Annotated in this window: 2 protein-coding genes and 1 pseudogene; all 3 read left to right on the forward strand. The window is 77.8% G+C overall.

The genetic code is table 11. The annotated features are described in order from the left end of the window. Positions 1-191 precede the first annotated feature (191 nt). The gene (locus E1193_RS31100) at positions 192-452 is read left to right on the forward strand and encodes a hypothetical protein (RefSeq protein WP_132186691.1); all 261 of its coding nucleotides are present in this window, start codon (positions 192-194) and stop codon (positions 450-452) included. Positions 453-461: 9 nt separating this feature from the next. Continuing rightward, positions 462-1394 carry a hypothetical protein gene (locus E1193_RS31105; protein ID WP_243707982.1) on the forward strand — a complete coding sequence of 311 codons (933 nt, stop codon included), beginning with the start codon at positions 462-464 and terminating at the stop codon, positions 1392-1394. Continuing rightward, positions 1387-2413, forward strand: a pseudogene (locus E1193_RS31110) (cell division protein FtsK); the annotation flags it as partial. The gene E1193_RS31105 and the pseudogene E1193_RS31110, both read left to right, overlap by 8 nt.

A 2413-nucleotide genomic window follows, 5' to 3' on the forward strand; every position in this document is an offset into this window, starting at 1 on the left:
ACCCTCGGCCGCGCGGTCCCGTGGCCGGGACCAGGTGGGGTGTGGGTGGGACCGGGCGCGCGAGGCGAGCGGGACGGGGCGCACGTCGCGGGGTTGATCCGAGCGTGCGGGCCGGAGATGTCCAGGGTGGAGATTCTTTACGGCCCGGGTATGCGTTGTAATGGACGTCTCCCCGCCCCCAGGAGGTCATAGTGGCGAGCGTCGCCGAACTGAAGGCAGCCATCGAGGTCGCCCTCCAACAGATCGGGGACGGTCAGACAGCGGTCCAGGCCGCCGGCGAGAAGCTCGCCGAGGCGCAGCAGACCCTCGCCGGCGCACTGGAGGGCAGCGGGCACGAGACCGTGGAGGCGGCTCAGGCCTCGCTGACCCAGGCCGGCCAGGAGCTGGAGGAATGCCTCGCCGCGACACTGGTCGCGGTCGAGCAGGCGCAGCTCTACGTCTCGACCCTCTGAGCGGCCGCCGTGTCGATCGTGGAGGATGTCGGGGCGCAGGTGCGGGCCGCCGCCGAGGAGTTCCCCCTCGCCCAGCTCGCTTTGGCGCTGGAGAAGTTCGGCCAGGCCACCGAGCGGCTGCGCTGGGTCCGGCAGGAGTCGGCGAATCCGCTGGGAGTGCCGGAACTCGCCGCGGCGGTCGAGCACGCCGAGGCGGCCGGGCACGCCCTGCGGGTGGCCCAGGAGCAGCTGTCGGCGTACCTGGCGGGGATCGGGCTCGCCCCGGACGGCTCCCCACCGGCGCCGCCGGTGAGCCGGGCGCCGAAACACGACGCGCCCCGCGAGGACGCCGCGCCACCCGCCACGCCGCCGGCCGAGCAGCGCGAGGACCCCACCGTCACGCGCTGGTGGTCGGTGCGGGTCGCCGAGCTGACCGGGGGCCAGGAGGGCCCGCCGGACGAGCCGGACGAACGGATCACCGACTCCCGGGAGCTGCTGCGCCGGGTGGCGGGCGGGATCCGGTCCGGCGACCGCGACCGGTTGCGCCGGGACCTGCGCGGCGCGCACGCCGACATCGGGCTCGGCATGGCCGCGGTCGCGCCGCCGCTGCTGCGCGACCTCGCCGGCGAGCTGCTCGGGCACCCGCCCCGCGCCGACGACCTGGGCCGGCTGCGCGGCGAGCTGGACGGCCGGGTCCGCGACCTGCTCCCCGGACTGCCCCCGCCGGTGCTGGACACCCTGCTCACCCGAATCTGCCGGATGCCCCCGCCGCGCCGGGGCGACGGCGACGAACAGCCGCACGCCGCCGACTCGGCCGTCGCCGCCGGGGTGGTGACGGGGGTGCTGCTGTCCCGGCTCGGCCGCGACCTGCCCCGTCCCGAGGTGGCCGAACCGCGCCGGGAGGCGGCCGACGGCCCGCCCGGCGGGCGGACCACCGCCCCGGACGGCGGGCCCCGTGGCTGACCTGCGCGGCCACCTGGTGTCCCGGGTACGCGGTCTGCTCTCCGAGGCACTCGGCGCCACCCGTACCCGGCTGGCCACCGCCGAGACGGAGCTGGCCGCCGCCCGGGAACGGCTGGCCCGGACCCGGCGGGCCGCCGCCGCCGTGCCGCAGCGGGTCGCCGCGGAGCGGGACCGCCGGCTCACCGAGATCGACGACCGGCACGCCACCCGGATCACCGAGCTGGCCCGCCGGGCCACCGCCGCGGTTGTGCGGGAGGCGCCCGGCGCGGCGTCCGCGCCGTGGGCCGAGTGGCGGCCCACCCCGGCCGGCCGGGGCGAACCGGTCGGTCCGGTCCGCGTCGGCACGCTGCGTATCCCCGGCGCGGAACCGGTCCCGGCACTGGTCCCGCTGCTGGACGCCGGGCACGTGCACCTGTCCGGCACCGACCGGCACGGCGGCGACGCGGTCGTCTCCGCGCTGCTGCTGCGCGCCGCCGGCCGGGCCGATCCGGGCGCGGTGCGCCTGCACGGCTACGACCCGGAGCACCTGGGCGGCGGCCTGGCAGGCTTCGCCCCGCTCGGCACCGCCGGGCTGCTCACCTTCGTCGGTCCGGGTGGGCTGGGGCGGTTGCTGGACGACCTGGTGGAACAGATCCGCCGGATCAACGAGACGGTCCTCGCCGGCGAGTACGCCTCGCTGCGCGAGTTGGCCGCGGCGACCGGCCGCCGGCCCGAGCCGTGGCGGGTCGCGGTGCTGCTCGGCGGGGACGAGCCGTCCAGGCACGAGCGCGGCCAACTGGACCGGGTGGTCCGCACGGGGGCCGCCTGCGGGGTCCACCTGGTGGTACGCGGCATCGACCTACCGGACGACCCGACGCTCACCCGGATCCTCGCCGACCCCGGTGCGGCCCACGTCGGCGGCCCGACCGGCCTGCCGGTACGCCTCGACCCGCCGCCGTCGGCCGCGCTGGTCACCGAGACCTGTCGGGAGATCGCCTCCCGCGTCAACGCCGGCCCGCCACCGACCCCCTTCACCGACC

The sequence above is a fragment of the Micromonospora sp. KC606 genome (assembly GCF_004348675.1).
Classification (GTDB): domain Bacteria; phylum Actinomycetota; class Actinomycetes; order Mycobacteriales; family Micromonosporaceae; genus Micromonospora.